The sequence below is a fragment of the Streptomyces sp. CC0208 genome (genome assembly GCF_003443735.1).
GTDB classification, from domain to species: domain Bacteria; phylum Actinomycetota; class Actinomycetes; order Streptomycetales; family Streptomycetaceae; genus Streptomyces; species Streptomyces sviceus.
This window is the reverse complement of the sequence record NZ_CP031969.1, coordinates 3,330,554-3,351,086: the sequence shown is the minus strand read 5'-3', so window position 1 is coordinate 3,351,086 and position 20,533 is coordinate 3,330,554. Positions and strand designations below refer to the sequence as shown.

Below are 20,533 nucleotides of genomic sequence, written 5' to 3'. Positions count from 1 at the left end.
ACCATGACGACGACCCTGGCCGACGACACCTCCGTACGGCCCACCTCGCCCGCCGGCCGCCGCTCACCCCTCAGGTGGGCGGCGGTCGCCGTGCCGTCCGCGGCTGCCGTGGTGTACACGGTGCTCACCCGCGGTCTCACCGGCGACCTCCACTACGTCCTGGCCGCCCTGCGCACCGGCCGGGCGGCCGGCTGGTCCCCGTCGGAGGTCTTCACCCACCGCCCGTTCTTCTACCGGTGGTTCGTCGCCCTCCTCGACCGGCTCGCCTTCTTCGGGAGCACGGCGGTGCGCGAGGCGGTGATGAACGCGGCGGGCGTCCTGCTCGCCGCCGCCGCGGCCTACGCCCTGTACGCGGCACTGCTGCGCCGGACCACGGTCCGCGAGGCCGCGGTGACGGCCGGCGCCACCGGGCTCGCCCTGGCCCTCGCTCCCCGCAACGACTTCCTCCAGCCGGAGTGGACGGCCGTCGTCCTCACGGTGTTCGCCGTCGCCGCCGCCCTCGGCCCCCGGCGGCCCTGGCCCGCGGCCTTGCTCGCCGCGCTCCCGCTCGGGCTCGCGGTGATGATGAAGTACTCCACCGCCGCGACCGCCGCGATCGGGGTGCTCCTCGTCTACGCGGTCGACCGGGGGCGGGCCGTACGCATCACCCTGATCGGCATCCCGGCCGCCCTGGCCCTGTTCGGGCTGAGCGTCCTCGCGGGCACCCGCGAGTGGCAGTGGACCGAGGACATGCCGCAGATCAACCAGTCCGCGCTCAGCAGGACCGGCATCCGCCCGCACTTCATCCTCGAACGCACGGTGGACTTCCTCGCCGACCGCGCGGTCACCAGCCCGGTGCTGCTGCTCCTGCCGGGCGCACTGCTGCTCGTCCTGACCCGGGTGCGGGGCCGGATGCGCCGCACCGAACTCCTCGTGATCGCCGCCCTCGTCGGTCTCGCCGCGCAGGCCGTCGTGGTCGTGCAGGGCAACTGGTTCCTGTACCACGGCGCGCAGATGCCCGTGGTGGCCGCGGTCGTCTGGGGTGTCGCGGTGGGCGGCGCGCGCCGGTCCCCACCGTGGTGCTTCGGGGCCGTGTCCCTGCTGTACGGCGTGCTGCCCGTGGTGTACGCCCAGTTGCCCGTGAGGTTCCAGCGGCCGTGGGAGGTCTGGGCGGCCGGGCTGGTCGCGCTGCTCGCGGCCGCGGTGGACGTCCTGTGCGAGAAGCGGCTGAGAAACCGCTCGGCCGTCCTGGTCGCCCTGTCCGGTGTCGTCCTGCTGGCCGCGAGCATCTGGCCCGGCTCCCCGCACCTCGTGCTGCACGGCAAGGTCACCGTGACCGGCTCCGGGTACCTGGAGCAGCAGCGGCGCACGGCCGACGAGGTCGACCGGATCGCCGCCGAACTGCCCGCCGGCGTCCCGGTGCTGTACCTGGCCTTCGGGGAGACGGCGTACGACCTCGACCACCCGGCGCAGTGCCGCTACCCGATCGCCACGTTCCTCCAGCGCACCCGCTACCTGCCGGACGTGGCCGAGTTGAAGTCGTTCAAGGAGAACGCCGACTGCGTCGACCACGACCCGGCCCCGTACGCGGTGCTGGAGCGGCCCTGGTTCCAGCCGGGCCACGTCGACCCGGAACTGTGGCGCCGGGTCACCGCCGTGTATGCCTGCCCGCCCGGGAGCCCGGAGGAGCGGCTGGTGTTGTGCGTCAGGCGTTGAGCCCGAGCGCGGCGGTGACCTCGCGGGCCATCGCCACCGAGTAGCTCTGCCCCCGGTCCTGCGGGTAGATCTGCGCCATCGTGGCCAGCGTGACCCGGCTCATGGGCGTCTCATGGGCCGGGATCAGCGCCCGGTACTCGGGCGTCACGACCGGCTGCGCGAACCCGGCCTTCGAGAAGTGCCAGGTCTGGATCCAGGACCTCTCGAAGGCCGGGTTGATCCGCCGCAGATACGGCACGAACGTGTCGAGCAGCTCGCCCGGGTCCGTGGTGAACCGCCAGTCCTCGCGCTCCACGTAGTTGCCGACGTAGAGGATGTGCCGGCCGCCGTACACGGACGGATCGATCATCTTCGTGTGCTCGACCACCGCGAGGAACGGGAAGTCCGGCTCGTTGATGTTGAGCCAGTAGTACGGGATCGCGCTGCGGTCCAGCTCCAGGACGAAGCAGGTGGCGCCCAGGTACTGGTTCTTCCACACCGCGCTGTCGTCGGGCAGCCCGGCCGCCTTCGCGAAGGCAGGCTGCGGGGTCGTCACGATCAGCCGGTCGAATCCGTACGAGGATCCGTCCGCGCAGGTCACGACGGCATCGTCGGCCCCGTCCTGCCGGATCGACTCCACCGCCTTGCCGAACTCCACCTTCCCGCCGCGCTCCTCGATCCCGTCCTTGAGCGCCGCGTAGACCCGCTCGAACCCGCCGTCCACATAGCCGAGTTCGAAGGTCCGGCAGTGGATCCGCGCCCACAGCCAGGCCATCGACACCTGCTCGGCACGGTCGCCGAACTTGCCGCGCAGCAGCGGCTCCCAGATCGCGGCGGTGACCTTCTTCCCGGCCCACCTGCGCAGCCAGGCCAGCGCGGTGAGGTCGTTGTAGCGGTCGCCCTTGCGGACCGCCTTCAGCAGCGCCGACGAACCGGCGAAGCGCACGGCGTCGACCGGCCCGAACTCCGGGTGGCGCAGCATGTCGAAGGGCGTGGTGAAGTCGATCAGCTGCCCGCCCCGGTAGATGCCGGTGGTCGGCTTGTGGAAGCGCAGGGCGTCACCGAGCCCCAGCTCCTCGATGAGCGCGATCATCGCCTTGTCGCTGCGGAAGATGTGGTGGTAGTAGCGCTCCAGCGGAACCCCGCCGACCTCCAACGACGCGGCCAGACCGCCGAGTTCGTCGGCCGCCTCCAGAACGGTGACCTGGTGTCCGACGCGTACGGCGTCCCAGGCGGCGGTGAGGCCGGTGGCACCCGCGCCGATGATGCCGAGGTTCATGCGAAGCTCCACTTTCTGTTGAGCACGAACTGGAGCGCCAGGACCAGCGGCAGCGAGGCCGCCTTGATCATGTCGGCGTCGATCCCCAGGCCGTCGGTGAAGGCCAGGAAGAGCAGGTTCGTCAGGGCGATGCCGGTCAGGCCAACGGCGTAGAACCGCAGGAAGCGCACGACGAGGCGGTCGCGGCGCTCGAAGGTGAACCGCGCGTTCAGCACGAAGTTGTTGGCGATGCCGAGCGTGGTGCTGATCGCGTTGGCGAACTGCTCGTCCATCCCGGCCGCGTTGTGCAGCAGCAGGAAGACGACGAGGTCGAGGACGACCCCGCTGCCGCCGATCAGGGTGTAGCTGAGCAGCTGCCGGGACAGCCGTCGCCGGGCCGGAGCGGTGCCGGTCGCGGTCGACGTGGTGTCAGCGGTCACCGTCGCCGCCGATCACGTCACGCACCAGATACAGCGGCCTGCCCTGCGCCTCGCTGTAGATGCGCCCGATGTACGCGCCGATGACACCCAGCGACAGCATCTGCGTGCCCCCCAGGAACAGCACGACGCACATCATCATCGTCCAGCCGGAGACGGTGATGTCGGGGCGGAAGAACTTCATCGCGAGCGCGTAGAGAATGCCGAGCAGCGACAGCACGAGGACCACGAAGCCCAGCCGGGTGATCATCTTCAGCGGGGCGGTGGAGAAGCTGGTCATGCCGTCGATCGCGAGGCGGGCCATCTTGCGCAGCGGGTACTTCGTCTCGCCCGCGAAGCGTTCGTCGCGGTCGAAGGCCACCTCGGTCTGCCGGTAGCCCATCGAGGCGACGATCCCGCGGACGAAGCGGCTGCGCTCACGGTACTTGCGCAGCTCGTCCGCGACCCGCCGGTCAAGGAGCCGGAAGTCCCCGGTGTCCAGCGGGATGTCCACGTCGGTGGAGGAGCGCAGGACCCGGTAGTAGAGGTGGGCGGTGGCCCGCTTGAACGCGGTGTCCTGGCGGGAGCGCCGACGGGCGTGCACGATCTCGGCACCCTCCCGCCAGGCGTCCACCAGCTCCAGGCTGACCCGCGGCGGATCCTGCAGATCGGTGTCCATCACGATCACCGCGTCGCCCCGAGCCACGTCGAGACCGGCGGTGATGGCGATCTGGTGCCCGAAGTTGCGGGCGAAGTCGACGACCCGGACCCGCTCGTCGTTCTTGGCGAGATCCTTCAGGATCGCCAGGGAACCGTCGCCGGAGCCGTCGTTGACGTACACCAACTCGTAGTCCGACTCAGGACGTTCATCGAGCGCCGTGGTCAGCTCGGTGTGGAACGCCTTGATGCCGTCTTCCTCGTTGTAGACCGGGAGGACGTACGAGACGAGGGAGCGGCGCACGGGCTCCGGTCCCGGCGGCGTCAGCTCTGCCGGGACGACATCGGGTATTCGCGGTCGAATGTCCTGCTGGGGCATTCGGAGAAGCTATGGAAGGTCTGTGAACTTCCGCCGAACTGCCCGTGGCCGGAAGCCGTCCGCACTCTCAATCGTTGGGCGTGAACAGCAGGTTCCGCGCGGGCAACACGGGGTGTCACAGGTCCCGGACTCCGCGAAAGGGCCAGGTCATGAGCGTATGACCCGGCCTTTCACGAAGGGCCGCGCACGCGCTTCCCGTGGTTCACCCCGTGTTTCGCCTAGCGTTTCACAGCCTTCTTCAGCGCCCGCGCCCGCCGCACCACACGGCGAGCGGTGGAGTTGCGCGGCAGGAACGTCAGCCGCTGCGGGATTCCGCCCGGCAGCCCCAACGACGTCAGGCGCTTCTTCCGGAAATAGCGGCGGGTGCGCGGGCCGAAGTGCTGGGAGAGAAAGCGTTCCGCGGCCGGACGCAGCGACGGATGGATCTGTGGCTGCAAGGTGAAACCGAGCGCGGTGATCAGAGCGTTGAGCAGGTCCGCGGGAACGGCCTCCTGCCCCTCTCGGCCCTCCAGGTCCGGCAGCACCGCGTCGGCCAGCACCACCGGGACCCGGTTGCTGTTCTGGTACGGCGTCAGCCGCTCCAGGAGCAGCTCGGTGCCGACGCGGGCGGCCGGCAGGTCGTAGAGGGCACAGGCCGTGAACAGCGCGGTGGAGAAGCAGCCGACGACCAGCGCGGGCCGGGCCTTGGCGAACAGCACCTCGGCGAGCACCGGGGTGTCGAGGACGGTGAGGTCGACGCCGAGTTTCTCCGCCTCGGCCTCCAGCGCCCGGCTGTAGCGGGCCGGTGCGCTGGGGTGCGGCTTGAACACGACTGAGCGGTGCCCCTGGGCGACCGCACCCTTCAGCATCCGTACGTGCAGGTCCTCCTCCTCCGCGGGGGAGAGGATGTCCAGCGCGGACAGGTACTGGCCGAGCAGGAGCGCCGCGTTGTCCGGCAGGGGCGGCAACTCCTCCACGGCGGCGGTCAGTTCGCCCATCGCCTTCAGGAACGCGGACGTCGGCACCACGACCGGCGGTACGCCGAACTCGGTCAGCAGCATCGGCGTCAGGCCCGCGACCAGGTCCAGGTGGAGCAGCCGGCGCACCCGCGTGCCGACCAGCGGGTCGAGCTTGTTGCGGGTGGGGCCGTAGCTCATCAGGCCGTCGGCGTAGACGTCGACGGGGGCGCCGGTGAAGATCTGGGCGACGGTGAGGGCGGGGGTGACCTGGATGGACTCCAGGACCAGTTCGACCCGGTCGTCGCCGAGGCCCCACAGCAGCCGCAGGTAGCGCTCGAAGAGGGGGATGTCGTCGGGGCGGGGCGTCCAGGAGCCCGGGTGGAAGGGCCGGATCGCCTCGTTCCAGGACAGCACCTCGTCGAAGTGGTCGCGCAGCGGCGCGAAGCCCGGCATCTCGTCCAGCGGCGTCGAGGTCTCCGGTGTCGCCGTGTTGTTGAACACCAGCAGCACCCGGCGCTCGGGCTCCTCGAAGAGGTCGGAGTCGATCGCGGCGGCCAGGGTGACCGCGCCGTACAGCGTGGAGGCGCAGAAGATCTGGGTCGTACGGGAACCGGTCGGTGACATCACGCGGCCGCCTTCGCAGTCGTGACCCGCCGACGCAGCCGCCGCAGCTTGGCGGAACGCTGCAGGTCCATGGTGTCGAGCACGTCACCGAGCATGTCCTGCGGCATCCGCCGTATGGCAGCCGCGCTCATCGCCCGCAGCTGCCTGGCCACGGAGGGCTCCCACTTGGACTCGTCGGAGAGATGGTGGGCCATGATCGCGCAGTAGGTGCGCACCGCCTTGGGCAGCAGCCGGTCGGCGTCCCGGTCCGCCGCCGTCTCCTCGATGACCTGGTCGAAGGCGCGGATGAAGTCGAGCTGGCGGGCATCGCCGATCTGGGTGAGCGAGGAGGCCACCCCGCGCCGGTAGAACACGCCCAGCAGGCTCACCACGGCGAACGACTCGGCCTCGCGGTGCAGCTTCCAGATCCACGGCCGGTCCTCGGCCGTGCGCAGCCCGTCGGTGAAGTGCAGCAGACCCTTGTCGAGCAGGCGGCGGTGGTAGGCACCGGCCCACGCGTACGCGTAGTCGACGGAGGTCGAGCGGTCGGCGGGCAGGATCGCGTCCCGGGGGTTCAGCACCTCGTTCCGGCGCCCGATCGGGACCCGGTGCACGGTGCGGGCGCGCGCCACGGTCTGCACATGGTCGGTGCGGACGAAGTCGCAGCCCAACCCCTCGATGGCTGCGACCAGTTCCGAGAGGTAGCCCGGCGCGAGCCAGTCGTCGCCGTCCAGGAAGGTCAGATACTCGCCGCGCGCCGCGTCCAGGCCGGTGTTGCGCGCGGTGGCGAGCCCTCCGTTCGTCTCGTGGTGGAGGACCTGCACCTGGGCGACGTCCGAGAGCTCCTCGGCCGCACGGTCGAGAATCGCCGGAGTTTCGTCCTTGGATTTGTCGTTCACCAGCACGAACTCGAAATCTCGCCGCGCATTCATGCGAAGACTTCGGAGGGTGTCCGGGGCGTATTGCTGCACGTTGTAGAACGGCACGATGACGGAGAGCTTAGGCACCCGAGAAACGCTAGAAGGCGGTCCGGCTGAGGAACTTTCCGGCAAGGGGACTGCGGGTGAACTCGATGTGTCGGAACGGTGCATCCCGTGTACTTCCCGGTCTTCGGCGGGCCAGTTCGGCTCTCGGTGGGCTTTTGTTAACTTCTCGTTGATTCGCGGTTGGGCCGCACCTAGAAATTGCTTCCTAGCGTCGTCCTCGTGCCGCCAAGTACACCGAAGTCCCTTCGAATCGCCGTCCTCGCGGACTCCGACACCCGCTGGAAATGGGGTGCGCTGACCGCCGACCGCATAGCCCCGGGTTCGTCCATGGAAGCCGGACCCCGAGGCGAGGCGCAAGTCGGCCTCGCGCTGGACGGATACCTGCTGCGCGGGCGGGCCACGCCCACCGCCCGCCAGCTCGAAGAGGTCGGCGTGCGCGCGGACTCCCTGCGGGAGGTCACCGCCGTCGAGTTCCTGCGCGCCATGGCCGAGACGTCGTACGACATCGTCGTGCTGGCCCTCGTCGGCGGCGGCGTCCAGGCCATGCTGCACGGCCTGGCGCGGGTCTGGGACGGCCTGGAGCAGCAGCCCGGCCCCAGGAAGCGTCCCGTCGTCGTCACCGGCTATGTCGGCGTCGTCTACGAGAAGCTCGCCGACGGCCTGCTCCTGCGGCACGGAGCCGACCTGGTCCTCGCCAACTCCCGCCAGGACGCCGAGCGTTTCCGCGCGGTGTACGAGGGCGTCGGCGCGGACGCCTCCTCCGTCACGGAGGTGGCGCTGCCGTTCCTCGGCGGGGCGGCCTACGAAGGGGAACACGACCCGTACACCGTGGTGTTCGCGGTCCAGCCCTCGGTGCCGGACAACCGCAGGGACCGCGTGTACCTGCTGGACCGCCTCATCCGGCACGCCCGGCTGCACCCCGAGCGCGAGGTGCTGCTCAAGCTGCGCTCCAGGCCCGGCGAACACACCACGCACATCGAGGAGTTGCCGTACCAGAAGCTGATCCAGCGGCTCGATCCGCCGGCCAACTTCCGGCTGGTCTACGGCCACATGGGTGAGGTCCTCGACCGGACCGACCTGCTGGTCACCATCAGCTCCACGGCCGCACTGGAGTCACTGCACCGGCGGATCCCCACGGCGGTCCTCACCGACCTGGGCATCCGCGAGGTCCTCGGCAACCACCACTTCGTGGGCTCCGGCTGCCTCGCCTCCTGGGACCAGCTCGACGCGGGCCACCGGCCGGTGCCCGACGAGGAGTGGGTGGCCCGGCAGGGCGTCGTGGCGGACGGCACCTACGCGCACGCCTTCGACGCGGCCCGCGAGCGCATCACCAAGCTGCTGGCCTCACCCGAGCTGCCCCCGCTCACCCCGTACTACACACCCGTCACCGCCCCCGGCTACCTGCCCGGCATCCTCGCCCGCCACCACCTCGGCCCCGACGGCACCCCGCTGCCCGGCGCCCCCGCCCACGACAAGGAGCCGGGCCCGGTGCGGCAGATCGTGCGCCGCGCGGCCCGGGGCGCCTACCGGCACGGGGTGCAGCGCGTGGCTCCGGTGATCCGGCGGATGGGGGAGCTGTGACCACCTTCCGAAGCCCTTTCCGAGGAGCTGAACCCATGTCCCACCCGCAAGCGGGCCAAGGCGTTTCCGTGCGCCGCGTGCTCGCGGTGATTCCCGCGCGCGGCGGCTCCAAGGGCGTGCCCGCGAAGAACCTCGCCCCGGTCGGCGGGGTCCCCCTCGTGGCGCGAGCCGTGCGCGAATGCCGGGCCTCCCGCCTGGTGACCGACGTGGTGGTCTCCACCGACGACCAGGCCATCGCCGCGGCCGCCCGCTCGGCCGGCGCCGAGGTCGTGCTGCGGCCGGCCGCCATCGCCGGCGACACCGCCACCTCCGAGGCCGCCGTCCTGCACGCCATGGACGCCCACGAGGCGCTGCACGGCGCCAGCATCGACGTGGTGCTCCTCGTGCAGTGCACCAGCCCCTTCATCATCCGCGAGGACGTGGACGGGGTGGTCGGCGCCATCGTCGACAACGGCGCCGACTCCGCGATGACCGTGGCCCCCTTCCACGGCTTCGTGTGGCGCGACGCGGACGACGAGGCCCGCGCGGGCACCGTCGAGGAGGCCGACGCGGCCGTCGGCGGCGGCTACGGCGTCAACCACGACAAGTCCTTCCGCCCGCGCCGCCAGGACCGCCCCCAGGACTTCCTGGAGACCGGCGCCGTCTACGGCATGGACGCGCCCGGCTTCCGCAAGCACCAGCACCGCTTCTTCGGCCGCACCGAACTGGTCCGCACGGACCCCGCGCGCGTGCTGGAGATCGACGACCACCACGAGCTGGCCCGCGCCCGCGCGCTGGCCCCCCTCTTCGACGCGGACCGCCCCGGTTCGCTGCCTTCCTTCGAGGACGTGGACGCGGTCGTCCTGGACTTCGACGGCACCCAGACCGACGACCGGGTGCTGATCGACGCCGATGGAAAGGAGTTCGTCTCCGTGCACCGCGGCGACGGACTCGGCATCGCCGCGCTGCGCGACAGCGGCCTGAAGATGCTGATCCTCTCCACGGAGCAGAACCCGGTCGTCGCCGCCCGCGCACGGAAGCTGAAGATCCCCGTGCTGCACGGCATCGACCGGAAGGACCTCGCGCTGAAGCAGTGGTGCGAGGAGCAGGGCATCGCGCCCGAGCGCGTGCTCTACGTCGGCAACGACGTCAACGACCTCCCGTGCTTCGCCCTCGTGGGCTGGCCCGTGGCGGTCGCGAGCGCCCACGACGTGGTACGCGGCGCCGCCCGTGCGGTCACCACCGTCCCCGGTGGCGACGGCGCGATCCGAGAGATCGCCAGCTGGATCCTCGGCCCCTCTCTCGACTCCCTCGACAAGTAAGGAACCGTCCCGTCATGACTGTTAACTCCCGCCTGCGCACCTTCGGCACCGAGCGCATCGCAGGACCCGGCCAGCCCGTCTACATCTGCGGCGAGATCGGCATCAACCACAACGGCGAGCTGGAGAACGCCTTCAAGCTCATCGACGTGGCCGCCGAAGCCGGCTGTGACGCCGTGAAGTTCCAGAAGCGCACCCCCGAGATCTGCACCCCGCGCGACCAGTGGGACATCGAGCGCGACACCCCCTGGGGCCGGATGACCTACATCGACTACCGCCACCGTGTGGAGTTCGGCGAGGACGAGTACCGCCAGATCGACGAGTACTGCAAGGAGAAGGGGATCGCCTGGTTCGCCTCCCCGTGGGACACCGAGGCCGTCGCCTTCCTGGAGAAGTTCGACGTGCCGGCCCACAAGGTGGCCTCCGCCTCCCTGACCGACGACGAGCTCCTGAAGGCGCTGCGCGCCACCGGCCGCACGATCATCCTGTCCTCCGGCATGTCCACCCCGAAGCAGATCCGCCACGCGGTCGAGGTCCTCGGCTCGGAGAACATCCTTCTCTGCCACGCCACTTCGACGTACCCGGCGAAGGCCGAGGAGCTCAACCTCCGGGTCATCAACACGCTCCAGGAGGAGTACCCGAACGTCCCGATCGGCTACTCCGGCCACGAGACGGGCCTGCAGACCACGCTCGCCGCGGTCGCCCTGGGCGCCACCTTCGTCGAGCGCCACATCACCCTGGACCGGGCGATGTGGGGCTCCGACCAGGCCGCGTCGGTCGAGCCGCAGGGCCTGGTCCGCCTGGTCCGCGACATCCGCACCATCGAGGCCTCCCTCGGCGACGGCGTCAAGAAGGTCTACGACTCCGAGCTCGGCCCGATGAAGAAGCTGCGCCGCGTCACCGGCGTGGTCGCCGAGGCGGAGATCGCGGCCGCCGCGGGCGAGCCGATCTCGGTCTGAGCCACCAGAAACCGGGTCCCGGGCGACTGTCCGTCCGGGACCCGGTGTTCCTTACGCGCTCCGCATGAGCGCCTTACGACGGGACGGTCGTACGTCGATGAGCCCCCGCGCCGGAAACACCGGCACCTTCACTCTCGCGTTCGTCGAGAGCCCGGTCCAGCTGCTGAACGTGCTGGAGTGGGCGCACGGCCACGCGCCCGGCGCGGAGCTCACCCTCGTCGTGCTGTCCCCGACCGACCCCATGACCCGCGGCCAGCTGCGCCGGATGGCCGAACTCGCCCGCGAGGAGGGCCACGAGGTCCGCTGGGAGGAGGCGAGGGGCGGCCCCGCGGCCCCCTTCCAGACCATCGGGGGCCTCGCGGGCATGCTCCGCAGGGCGGACCGCGTGGTCCTGGGCGACCCGTTCTCCCGCTACGTCCAACTCCTGCTGACCATCACCCGCGCCACCGACCTGGTCGTGGTCGACGACGGCACGGCGACGATGGAGTTCGTCGGCCAACTGGCCCGCGGCGAACGCCTCGTGCGCTGGCACCGCAAGGGCGGCCGCCCGAGCCCCCGCGACCTCGCCTTCGCCCCGATCTCCGCGGCGGCCCGCAAGCGCCTGACACCGGGGGAGGGCCGGGGAGTCGAGATCTTCTCCTCGATGCCGATGGCGGAGACGCCGGCAGGCGTGACGGTCTCGTCCCACTCCTTCGCCTGGACCCGCGGCCGCTTCGGCCCGCCGCGCATCACGAAGGGCGCGGACATGGTCGGCACCTCGCTGGTCGAGACAGGCGTGGTGGACGCCGACCGTTATGTGGAGGCGGTCACCCGCCTGGCCAAGTCCCATGGCGCGACCCGCTACTTCGCCCACCGCCGCGAGTCGACGGAGAAGCTCCACCGGCTGGCCGTGGAGACGGGGCTGGAGATCGTCCGCCCCGACCTCCCACTGGAGCTGATCGCCCGACGCGGACCCATCGGCCGTACGATCCTCAGCTTCCCTTCGACAGTCGTGCACACCCTGCCGCTGGCGTTGGCGGGCACGGGGGTCCGTGTGGCCGTGTGCGACATCGACCCGGACTGGCTGACAGAGACGGCCTCCCCGCGGGCGCAGGGGTTCTTGTCGGGGGTCACGGGGACGGCCCGGGATGTGCACCGGCTGTCGGCGGTGACGGCGGTGACGGCGGTACCGGTTGTCTGAAACACCGAGGGCGGCTCTCAGCTGAATCGTCTAGCATCATCGTTCACTTGTGCGACGTTCGATGAGGGCTACGACGGGGGCGACTGGCGTGAGCGCCGAAGCGTTGCGGGAACGACGGGCGGAGATCGGGGAGTTCCGGCGCAGGGAAGTCCTGGTGCCGGTGGTCGACGGCTCGCTGCTGTCGGCGGAGGCGGGCGGGATTCGCTGGCTGTTTGCGTTCACGGATCTCGCGGCGCTGGAACGATTCGCCGAGGCGCGGGGTGAGGACGTACCCGACTGGGTGCCGGTGTACGGGGCGCGGCTGTTGGACCAGGTGATCCCGGCCGTCGACGGCCCGGTCGGCATAGCGGTGGACGCGGGAAGCCCGACCGGCCTGGTGCGGTCAGGCGGCGGATGCGTTCCGCGCGAAGTTCGACGTACAGCCGAAGCAGTGGCTGACGGCGGCGGACGCGTGTACGGCGGCGGCCACCGCTCTGGACGCGTACGCGGACATGGTGGGCTGGGCACAGCAGCAGGCGCAGGTGGCGATCGACGCCTACCGCAGGGCGCAGGACGCCTCACGACGGGCGGCGGACGCGTACGACGCGAAGGTGACGGCGTACAACCAGGCGGCCGACCGCTACAACGCGACCGCCGAGGCGGGCGGTGATCCGGGAGCGAAGCCGACGAATCCGGGCGACTTCGTCGATCCTGGGACGGCGGGCCGCGAGGAAGCACAGGAGATCCTGTCCCACGCCCGCCGTCTGCGCACGGACGCGGCGCAGGACGCCCGCCGCAAGCTGGCCGCGGCCCTGGAATCGGCCCCGCCGAAACCGGAGTTCACCGACCGCCTGGGCGCGGGCGCGGCCGACCTGTTCGTCGGCACCCAGCTCAACTCGGTCCACGTCCTGGGCGGCCTCCTGCGCGGCGGCACGGACGCCCTGAAACTGGCCCGCACGGTCAACCCGCTGGACCCGTACAACCTGACCCACCCCGGAGAGTGGACGAAGAACTCCCAGCTGCTGCTGGCGGGACTGGTGGGGACGGCGGCGCACCCGGAGCGGTTGCCGATGTCTCTTCTGGGGACGGGGTGGTCGAGCGACCCGGGGGATTCGGCAGGGTATCTGCTCTCGAACCTGATCGGAGGGAAGGGCGCGGGGGGTGTGGGCCGGGCAGCGCTGAAGGATGGTCTGCGGGGGCTGGTTGCGAGGGACGCGGCCAAGGGCGCGGCACGCGAAGGGGTGCGCCAGGGAGGTCTGGGGGCGACCGCCCGGAAGCTGTGGTGCAAGGTCTTCGGCAGCGACCCGATCGACATGGCCACCGGCCGCATGTCGCTGCCGCAGACGGACGTGTCGCTCCCCGCCCGGCTCCCGCTGATGTTCTCCCGCCAGTTCGAGTCTTCGTACCGGGCGGGCCGCTGGTTCGGCCCGAAGTGGACATCCACCGCCGACCAGCGCCTGGAAATCGACGCCGAAGGAGTCATCTTCGTCCGCGAGGACGGCTCCCTGCTGGCGTACCCGCACCCGGCTCCCGGTGTTCCGACCCTGCCTCTGGCCGGCGAGGGCCACCCGATGACGGTCGACGAGTACGGTGACTACACGGTCACCGACCCTGCCGATGGTCGGGTGTGGGACTTCGCAGGACCGGGCGGCGACGGCAACGGCATCGCTCTGCTCTCCCAGATCATCGACCGCTCCGGCCAGTGGCTCACCTTGGACGCGCTTCCCAAAACGGCTCAGCCTGCGGCCAAACGCGCCATCCAGGAGATCTACAACGCCGAGGACAAGGAGCGTGCCGTCCGGGCCGTCCGCGATTTCCAGCGCGCCTACCAGACCAAATACCCAAAGGTCGTCAAGCGGATCACGCACGACGAGGCCGAGCTCCTGGCGTTCTTCGACTTCCCCGCCGAGCATTGGATCCACCTGCGGACCACGAACCCGATCGAATCGACCTTCGCCACCGTCCGCCTGCGGACCAAGGTCACCAAAGGCGCGGGCAGCCGCGCGGCCGGACTGGCCATGGTTTGCAAGCTGATCGAGTCCGCCCAGGCCCGCTGGCGAGCCGTGAACGCACCCCACCTCGTTGCCCTCGTCCGTGCCGGAGCCCGCTTCGAACGCGGCCACCTCGTCGAACGTCCCGAGTCCCTCGCTGCCTGAGGACGAGAGACGAACTCACGAGACACCGGCCGAGGAGTGCTGCGATCTGCCAGGGCAGGGCTTGAGCTGCCCCGAGGTCCGTCAACCGGAGGTCTGACGCAGGACCAGGGAGACGAAGCCCCAAGTGTCCCGGTAGACGCGCAGCCATTCGGAGCGCCGGGTGTTGGACGTCGCGAGCACCTGCGCGCTGTCCGGATCGGCAGGGTGGTCCAGGGCCCATGAGGCCAGTGACCCCCAGCAGGCCCATTCGTAGTCGTCCAGTTCGCGGCGCGTGCTTACGTGCCCGTCGACAGGAATCCAGCCGTCGGCGACGACGCGGTCCACGGTGGTCGCCAGGTCGGTGAAGTCTCCGAGCATCTCGACGGCCTCCTGGGAAGGCTCGCGGTCCCAGAACCCCTCACCGATCAGGACGCGGCCGCCGGGAGCCAGGTGCTTGCGCGCCGCTGCGAGGGTGGGGAGCAGACCGCCGAAGGCATGCGTGGCCCCGACGCTGAGCACCAGGTCGAACGACTGCGAGGAGACGAAATCCGTGGCCTCCTGGTGGTGGAGGACGAGGCGCTCCTGGACCCCGAGGTGGCTCGCTGCCTGGCTGGCCTGCGCCAAGGCGTCCTCGGAGATGTCGACGCCCTCAGCGTGCAACTGTGGGCGCATGGCCAGGGCGCGCAGGAGCCATTCCCCGCCGCCGCAACCAAGGTCGAGCACACGCTCGTCGCCACGCGGGACGCCGCGTTCCAGAAGCCGGCGCACCGAGTCGTCGTCGAGCGGAGACTTTATCGGGTGATCAGCATGGGCGATCCCGGAGATCTGTTCACGATTCACCGGCACAGCTTGTCAGCGCCAGAGGAGGCTCGCACCGCGTTTTTGGTCGCGGGCCCAGGCCCTCCAGGGCAACCGTCGATCCACAAGTCTTGACAATTACTCCTCCGGCGGCGCCTGGGACCTTGGCAGAGCCTCCTGTATGGCCCGCTGTGGTGTCGGCACCTGATACTGCGACCTGCCGGAGGCGGAGGCTGCCGTCGTCGAGGCCGGATACTGCGCAGGGCACTGCTACAGGTCCTGGGAGGACTTCTCGGCGGGGTCCAGCTCAACATTCCACACCAGTGCCATGGCGGTAACACCTGAGAACCGGGCCTTGTCAGAGGCATCAGGCACACTGCGCCGTATGAACCTGGTGACCGCGCACGACTACGCCTGGATCCGCACCTCGCCGCTGTTCCGCCATGCGATGGAGAGCGGATACACCCTGACGTTGATACGGGGGCGGACCCCGCGGGAGGTGCTGCGCGCGATGGAGGCGGAAGCACGCGGCATCGGGGAGGGAACCGCTGGACTGATCGAGGCGGATGACGCCCACCGAGCCGAGATGGACTACGACTACTGGGACGAGTCCTACATCGCGGGCGCCTTCAGCGCTGCAGGGGAGAACGGCGACTGGACACTCGTCCTCGGCTTCGACGGTGGCCTGGGGGTCGCGAACGCGTGCGTGCAGGCGCTCTCGAAGGGCGGTCGGGTGGTGGCGCACTCGACCAACGGCGGCAAGCCAATCCACCTCTTCCACTGGTTCGAGGACGGCGAACTCCGTACGACGTTCGAGGGCCCCTCGTCGCGCGACGGCAGCACGCCCGATGAACTGATCCCCCTGCTGCGGGAAGTCGGTTTCCCCTTGACCTCTGAGGGAGAGCACGACGAGAGCGCCCCTGACGTCGACCGGAAGGCGGCGGCCTTCGCTCTGGCCGAAAGACTGACCGGCGTACGCGTCACCGAATCCCTCCTCCATGATGCTAGGTACGAACTGGGACTCGTTCCCGAACAGCCGGCCGAGGAGTGGGCCGGCGTGGTCATCGACATCACTGATGCCCACGGAGAGCGCCTGTACAGGGAATGGACATACGAGGAGATCGCGACGGCGTCGGACCGCGCACGCCGTCCCTAGTACGGGAAGTGACCGAGCGAGTAGCGCAGCAGAGGAACACTCCGTCAGCTTCCACGACCCGAAGATTTCTCGCCCGCTTCAATTCGGCTGTACCTGGCGCGACGCCGGTTTCCGTGCCACCAGATACGCCCGGGACAACTTCTCCTCGCCGAGGGGCTCCCTGAGGACTCGGACGATCACCTCGAAGCCTGCCTTCCGCAGGGGCTGCGCCACCGCCTCCGGGGCGCGCAACCAGTAGTCGAGGGAGATCTTGTGGCCGAAGCGTTCGTCCAGGTGCATGTGGGTGCCGCCGGCCTCGTACTGGAAGCCGATCAGGGCGTGGGCGCCGGGGGCGAGGACGCGGTGGAACTCGGCAAAGGCCGTGGGGAGGTGGTCGTCCGGGACGTGGATGATCGAGTAGAGGGCCGTGATGCCGCCCAGCGTTTCCGACGGTAGGTCCAGGGACGTCATCGAGCCCACGTGGAAGCGGAGGTCCGGGTGGGCCCTGCGGGCCAGTTCGACCATCTTCGGGGAGACATCCACGCCGAAGACCGGGATGCCGAGGTTGTGGAGTGCTGCGGTCACGTGTCCCGGGCCGCTGCCGATGTCGGCCACCGGGCCCTTGCCCTGCTCCTTCACCAACTCTGCGAAGCCCGTGATCTGGGCTCTGTCCAGCGTGGGGATGCCGGACCAGTCGGAGAACTGCTCCGTGTAGGGCTCGGCGATCGTGTCGTACGCGGTTCGGGTGGCCCGTATGAAGTCGGGGGTCTCGGCGTTCACGGGCTGCACCCTAGCGGGGGGTCTCGGGGCAGAGGGTGGGAAGTTGCGGAGCGCCGCGTGGTGGTCATCAGGTGCCGGGGCACGGGGACTTGAGGGCTTCGAGGAAGGCTGTGAAGGCTCCGGCCGGGAAGGTGAGGTTGGCACCTGCCGGGGTCTTGGAGTCGCGGACGGCTATGTGGGTGGGTGAGTTTGCTATCTCGACGCAGGAGTCGCCGTCGCCGGGACCTGAGTAGGACGACTTCCGCCAGTTGTCGGGGGTGTCCATGGGGTGCCTCACAGCTCTTTCGCCAGCCTGTGGATGAAGTCGCGCGACCGCTCCGGGCCGAGCGACACGGACTCCACTTTACGGAAGAGCGTTCGAAAAGATCCGAGTTGGGCTTCGGAATCGATGAAGGCCGCGCCGTGGGGCCCGTCCCGTACGACGGTGTCCAGCCTGGGTACGGCTTCTTCCGCATACGTCATGGCGCTCGTGGCACCAGCGAAGTGCTCCAGGCCGAAGGGGATGACCCGCACGGCGATGTGGTCCGCTTCGGAGAGCTGAATAACGCGGGAGAGTTGAGCTCGTGAGGCAGCGCGGTCGCTGACCATGATGCGCAGTGCCGCCTCGTGGATGACGGCTTTGTACGGCTTGGGGGTGGGGCCTTCAAGGGTCACCTTGCGCCGCATTCGGTGCTGGACGCGCAACTCAAGTTCTTCGCGGGGAAGTTCGGGAACCCTGTAGGCGTATACGGCGCGGGCGTAGTCCTCTGTCTGGAGCGGGCCGGGGACGTACAGGAACTGGGCCTCCCGGAGGGAGGTTGCGTGATGTTCCAGCTCGGCGAGATCGAGAAACGGTGTGGGCAGATGACCCCGGTACTCCTCCCACCAGCCCCGGGTCCGGTCGGTCGCCATGACGACCAGGGCGTCGATCAACTCGCTGTCCGAGCAGGAGTAGTGGGCGGCGAGGCGGCGCAGGCGTTTCTCGCTCACTCCTGAGACACCCGACTCGATCTGGCTGATCTGGACGGAGTTCACTCCGAGCAACGCCGCTGCCTCGCGGGAGCTGAGGTCTGCCGCCTCGCGGAGCCTGCGCAACTCGACCGCCAAGCGCATCTGGCGTGCTGTGGCATCGCGCTTGGTCCCCATCGACCACCCTTCGGTTCAACGTGCTTCTGTGGGCGACTCGTTCGGGGTCAGGTTACGCGATCGGGCTGCCGTTTCTTAAATCTAAGGTCTACCGTCAGTGATGCGACGCACACGCTGCGGAATCGCCGGGACCCCGGAAGCGCACCGCCCCGTCCTGCCGTGACGGCTGCGGCACTGCCACCGCCCGAACTCCCCTCACTGAACCGGAGTTGACGCATGCCCGAAAACGCCCCCTGGGAGTACACCCTGTACATCCCGAACGACCTCCGAGCCGTCACCGTCGCCCGCCGCACCCTCCGGCTCATCCTCACGATGCACGGCCTGATCCGTCTGACCGACACCGCCGAGCTGCTCGCGGCCGAGCTGGTCTCCAATGCCGTACGGCACACGAAAGGGCCGGCCGCCCTCAGGGTGCGCCGGTCGGCGGGGGTGCTGCGGATCGGGGCCTGGGGCGCGGACCCCGAACCTCCCGAGCCGCCAGGGGAGTTGAACGCCATGAGGGACGTGGGGGAGGGGCCGGGGTTGGCGTTGGTGAAGGCGTGTGCGGATCTGTGGGGATGACAGCCCTTGTCCAGGCACGGCAACCGGGGAAAGTACGTGTGGTGCGAACTGGCCGCGGCTTAGGACGGGACTCGGCAGGGCTCAGCTCCCGCGGGGCGGCTCGTCCGTCCAGGTGAATCCCGCCAGAGGGTGCTGGGAGGGTTCGTCGATCGGTGCCGGTGCCGGTGCCGGTGTTGCTGTGTGGCGTCGGCGTACCAGCCAGACCAGCGAGGACAGCAGCCAGCCTGCCGCGATCATGGTGATCAGTATTCCCAGGATCAGCCCCGCTGCGCCCAGGAAGCCGAATTTCGCCAGCATCCAGGGAATTTGGTCCTCGCCGCATCCGCACGCGTTCATGCGGGGAAGGCTGCCCAGCTCACGTCGGCCGATCGCGCTGCGTGGCGCAATCGTCACGTGGTGGTGACGGATCCGCTACCCCGGCCCCGATTCCGTCTCCGTGGAGTTCCGAAAGGTGAGCAGATCGGCATGCGGGAGCAGAGGCGTGGTATGTGTGGGAAAGATGGTTCTTACCCGTCTCAAATCACATCCATGCGTCGAGCGGCCAGATTTTCTTCCCCCCGCGGGTTGAAGTTTTGTTGATCGCGGGTCGGTTGGTCGCCCCGGCGTCCTACCCTTTAGAGGGTGAAGCAACTGATGTCACTGGAGTCCGAGGTCGATCTGCCCGGGGAAGCCGTGCTTCCCGGCGTGCTGAGCGAGGAACTGCACGCCGAGCTCGTACTGTTCCGACGCGACTTGCACATGCACCCGGAGCTCGGCAACCAGGAGTTCCGCACCACCGCTGCGATCAAGGAACGGCTGGAGAACGCCGGGCTGAAGCCGCGGGTGCTGGCCGTCGGGACCGGACTGGTGTGTGACATCGGGGAGTGGGACGGTGAGCGGCCCATGCTCGCCCTGCGCGCCGACATCGACGGCCTGCCCATCCCGGACATGAAGACCGAGTGCCCCTACCGGTCCACCGTGCCCGATCGGGCGCATGCCTGCGGGCACGATGTGCACACCACCGTGGTGCTGGGGGCCGGGCTCGTCCTCGCCGACCTGCACAAGCGGGGGCTGCTGCCGCGGCCCGTGCGGCTGGTCTTCCAGCCCGCCGAGGAAGTGCTGCCCGGCGGCGCCGCCGACGCCATCGACTGCGGCGTACTGGAGGGGGTCGGCAGGATCCTCGCCGTGCACTGCGACCCGCGGGTCGACGCCGGGAAGATCGGGCTCAGGACCGGGGCGATCACTTCGGCCTGTGACCGCTTGGAGATCGCCCTCGACGGGCCCGGTGGACATACCGCCCGGCCGCACCTCACCACCGATCTCGTCACCGCCGCCGCCCGCGTGGTCACCGACGTGCCCGCGATCGTCGGCCGACGCGTCGACACCCGTGCCGGCCTCGCCGTGACCTGGGGGCGGATCGAGTCGGGGCACGCCCCGAACGTCATCCCGCAGCACGCTGAGCTCTCCGGGACCGTGCGTTGCCTGGAGCTCGACACCTGGCAGCAGGCCCCGGACATCGTGGTCGCCGCGATCGACGAGGTCGCCAATCTGCACGGGGCCAAGTCCGAGATCAACTACGTGCGGGGCGTCCCGCCCGTCGTCAACGACGCGGACGTCACCGAGCTGATCCGCGAGGCCATGACCGCCCGGCGCGGCGCCGACTCGGTCGAGAGCACCGAGCAGAGCCTCGGCGGCGAGGACTTCTCCTGGTACCTCCAGCACGTTCCCGGGGCCATGGCCCGCCTCGGGGTGCGGACCCCGGGGGAGCGGGCCGTGCGCGACCTCCACCAGGGCGACTTCGACGCCGACGAGTCCGCGATCACCGTAGGTGTGGAGCTGTTCACGGCCGCGGCCCTGCTGGACGCCGCACAGTGATCCGAACGTGACGGACGGCCCCCGCGGGGGCCGTTCCTCCGACCGGCGCAACAGTGTCGTAAGCCAATCGTGCGCACATCGAAATCCCGGTGTGCGAAGGCGTAAGAGCCTCAGTTCAGACGCTGTTTGCCTCGAATCGATAACGGCTTCGGAAGAGGTCTGTTTCCGACATCTACGCGCGTTACGATGCCGCGAAGCCAACGCCGCAGGGGCGTTCAGGCCCGGGCACTGGCATGG

The 20,533-nt window shown here is 69.7% G+C and carries 17 protein-coding genes and 4 pseudogenes; 11 read left to right on the top strand and 10 right to left on the bottom strand.

Annotation, left to right across the window (positions count from 1 at the left end):
* Nucleotides 1-3 precede the first annotated feature (3 nt).
* Nucleotides 4-1,695: a hypothetical protein gene (locus D1369_RS15125; RefSeq protein WP_007384269.1), complete on the top strand. Its 1,692-nt coding sequence runs from the start codon at nt 4-6 to the stop codon at nt 1,693-1,695.
* Here D1369_RS15125 and D1369_RS15120 read toward each other — a convergent pair.
* The 5 genes from D1369_RS15120 to D1369_RS15100 all read right to left on the bottom strand — a co-directional run bounded on the left by D1369_RS15120 (nt 1,685) and on the right by D1369_RS15100 (nt 6,932).
* Nucleotides 1,685-2,953 (bottom strand): NAD(P)/FAD-dependent oxidoreductase, encoded by a 1,269-nt coding sequence (locus D1369_RS15120; RefSeq protein ID WP_037901236.1) that lies wholly within the window; start codon nt 2,951-2,953, stop codon nt 1,685-1,687. The two genes, D1369_RS15125 and D1369_RS15120, sit on opposite strands and share 11 nt — an antisense overlap.
* Entirely contained in the window at nt 2,950-3,372 is a 423-nt protein-coding gene (locus tag D1369_RS15115; protein ID WP_007384271.1) for a GtrA family protein, read from the bottom strand. Before D1369_RS15115 ends, D1369_RS15120 begins: the two co-directional genes overlap by 4 nt.
* Nucleotides 3,362-4,384, bottom strand: coding sequence for a glycosyltransferase family 2 protein (locus D1369_RS15110; protein ID WP_007384272.1), 1,023 nt, complete (start codon nt 4,382-4,384; stop codon nt 3,362-3,364). Before D1369_RS15110 ends, D1369_RS15115 begins: the two co-directional genes overlap by 11 nt.
* Nucleotides 4,385-4,602: 218 nt before the next feature.
* Nucleotides 4,603-5,946 (bottom strand): alpha-2,8-polysialyltransferase family protein, encoded by a 1,344-nt coding sequence (locus tag D1369_RS15105; protein ID WP_007384273.1) that lies wholly within the window; start codon nt 5,944-5,946, stop codon nt 4,603-4,605.
* Nucleotides 5,946-6,932, bottom strand: a complete 987-nt coding sequence (locus D1369_RS15100) for a glycosyltransferase family 2 protein (protein WP_007384274.1) — start codon at nt 6,930-6,932, stop codon at nt 5,946-5,948. Before D1369_RS15100 ends, D1369_RS15105 begins: the two co-directional genes overlap by 1 nt.
* 198 nt (nt 6,933-7,130) lie before the next feature.
* Between D1369_RS15100 and D1369_RS15095 the strand changes: the two genes are divergently transcribed.
* From D1369_RS15095 to D1369_RS15065, 7 genes and pseudogenes are all read left to right on the top strand, one after another.
* A complete protein-coding gene (locus tag D1369_RS15095; RefSeq protein ID WP_007384275.1) occupies nt 7,131-8,492 on the top strand; it encodes a DUF6716 putative glycosyltransferase in 1,362 nt (453 codons plus the stop codon).
* A 35-nt stretch (nt 8,493-8,527) separates the two neighbouring features.
* On the top strand, nt 8,528-9,793 hold the full coding sequence (locus D1369_RS15090; protein ID WP_118082483.1) for an N-acylneuraminate cytidylyltransferase: 1,266 nt from the start codon (nt 8,528-8,530) through the stop codon (nt 9,791-9,793).
* Between the two features lie 14 nt (nt 9,794-9,807).
* Nucleotides 9,808-10,749, top strand: a complete 942-nt coding sequence (locus tag D1369_RS15085) for an N-acetylneuraminate synthase family protein (RefSeq protein WP_007384276.1) — start codon at nt 9,808-9,810, stop codon at nt 10,747-10,749.
* 97 nt (nt 10,750-10,846) lie between these two features.
* Nucleotides 10,847-11,929 (top strand): hypothetical protein, encoded by a 1,083-nt coding sequence (locus D1369_RS15080; protein WP_007384277.1) that lies wholly within the window; start codon nt 10,847-10,849, stop codon nt 11,927-11,929.
* A 61-nt stretch (nt 11,930-11,990) separates the two neighbouring features.
* A pseudogene (locus D1369_RS44765) lies at nt 11,991-12,293 on the top strand (SseB family protein); the annotation flags it as partial.
* A gap of 19 nt (nt 12,294-12,312) precedes the next feature.
* Nucleotides 12,313-13,413: pseudogene (locus tag D1369_RS44760) on the top strand (putative T7SS-secreted protein); the annotation flags it as partial.
* A 207-nt stretch (nt 13,414-13,620) separates the two neighbouring features.
* Nucleotides 13,621-14,064: pseudogene (locus D1369_RS15065) on the top strand (transposase); the annotation flags it as partial.
* Nucleotides 14,065-14,145: 81 nt separating this feature from the next.
* Here the strand turns inward: D1369_RS15065 and D1369_RS15060 are convergent.
* A complete protein-coding gene (locus D1369_RS15060) occupies nt 14,146-14,883 on the bottom strand; it encodes a class I SAM-dependent methyltransferase (RefSeq protein ID WP_007384280.1) in 738 nt (245 codons plus the stop codon).
* 343 nt (nt 14,884-15,226) lie between these two features.
* On the opposite strand from D1369_RS15060, the gene D1369_RS15050 reads away from it, so the two are divergent.
* Nucleotides 15,227-15,997 carry a DUF6461 domain-containing protein gene (locus D1369_RS15050; protein ID WP_007384281.1) on the top strand — a complete coding sequence of 257 codons (771 nt, stop codon included), beginning with the start codon at nt 15,227-15,229 and terminating at the stop codon, nt 15,995-15,997.
* Nucleotides 15,998-16,075: 78 nt separating this feature from the next.
* Here D1369_RS15050 and D1369_RS15045 read toward each other — a convergent pair whose 3' ends face one another.
* The 3 genes from D1369_RS15045 to D1369_RS15035 all read right to left on the bottom strand — a co-directional run bounded on the left by D1369_RS15045 (nt 16,076) and on the right by D1369_RS15035 (nt 17,881).
* Nucleotides 16,076-16,756 (bottom strand): class I SAM-dependent methyltransferase, encoded by a 681-nt coding sequence (locus tag D1369_RS15045; protein WP_007384282.1) that lies wholly within the window; start codon nt 16,754-16,756, stop codon nt 16,076-16,078.
* Between the two features lie 67 nt (nt 16,757-16,823).
* A complete protein-coding gene (locus D1369_RS15040) occupies nt 16,824-17,021 on the bottom strand; it encodes a DUF397 domain-containing protein (protein ID WP_007384283.1) in 198 nt (65 codons plus the stop codon).
* A gap of 8 nt (nt 17,022-17,029) precedes the next feature.
* Nucleotides 17,030-17,881 (bottom strand): helix-turn-helix transcriptional regulator, encoded by an 852-nt coding sequence (locus D1369_RS15035; RefSeq protein WP_007384284.1) that lies wholly within the window; start codon nt 17,879-17,881, stop codon nt 17,030-17,032.
* Between the two features lie 216 nt (nt 17,882-18,097).
* Between D1369_RS15035 and D1369_RS15030 the strand changes: the two are divergent.
* A pseudogene (locus D1369_RS15030) lies at nt 18,098-18,505 on the top strand (ATP-binding protein).
* Nucleotides 18,506-18,523: 18 nt separating this feature from the next.
* Here the strand turns inward: D1369_RS15030 and D1369_RS15025 are convergent.
* Nucleotides 18,524-18,739, bottom strand: a complete 216-nt coding sequence (locus D1369_RS15025) for an MYXO-CTERM sorting domain-containing protein (RefSeq protein ID WP_162950984.1) — start codon at nt 18,737-18,739, stop codon at nt 18,524-18,526.
* Nucleotides 18,740-19,075: 336 nt separating this feature from the next.
* Between D1369_RS15025 and D1369_RS15020 the strand changes: the two genes are divergently transcribed.
* The gene (locus D1369_RS15020; protein ID WP_037901242.1) at nt 19,076-20,296 is read left to right on the top strand and encodes a M20 family metallopeptidase; all 1,221 of its coding nucleotides are present in this window, start codon (nt 19,076-19,078) and stop codon (nt 20,294-20,296) included.
* The last annotated feature ends 237 nt before the right edge of the window (nt 20,297-20,533 follow it).